The 255-nt window shown below is 38.0% G+C and carries 1 protein-coding gene; it reads right to left on the bottom strand.

Annotation, left to right across the window (positions count from 1 at the left end; translation table 11 throughout):
- Positions 1-138: hypothetical protein (locus JEM65_RS22005; RefSeq protein WP_199603908.1), on the bottom strand; the 138-nt coding region annotated here is incomplete at its 3' end.
- Positions 139-255: the final 117 nt, after the last annotated feature.

Raw genomic sequence — 255 nt, 5'->3', positions numbered from 1 at the left:
CAGCGCTGGATTAATTTCGAGTTCCTCTTCAATTCGAGTGTCTAATTCGGCAGTCGGGACCTGCAGCAACTTGATAAATTGTATCTGCTGAGGAGATAACTTCTGAGAAAGTGATTGGCTAAGATTTAACTTTTGCATTCAGTATGGGATAAAACCTGCTGTTTGGGTTCAAAAAAGGCCTTTTCGTTTGAAAAAGCCCTTATGCCAAAGTTAGGAAAAACAAGCAATCTTTTGATAAAAAGCTTATTTAATCGA

Origin of the sequence: Gelidibacter salicanalis, from assembly GCF_016469035.1 — a bacterium.
GTDB classification, from domain to species: Bacteria; Bacteroidota; Bacteroidia; order Flavobacteriales; family Flavobacteriaceae; genus Gelidibacter; species Gelidibacter salicanalis_A.
Note: the sequence above shows the minus strand (reverse complement) of the source record. Positions and strands in the feature narration are given on the sequence as shown.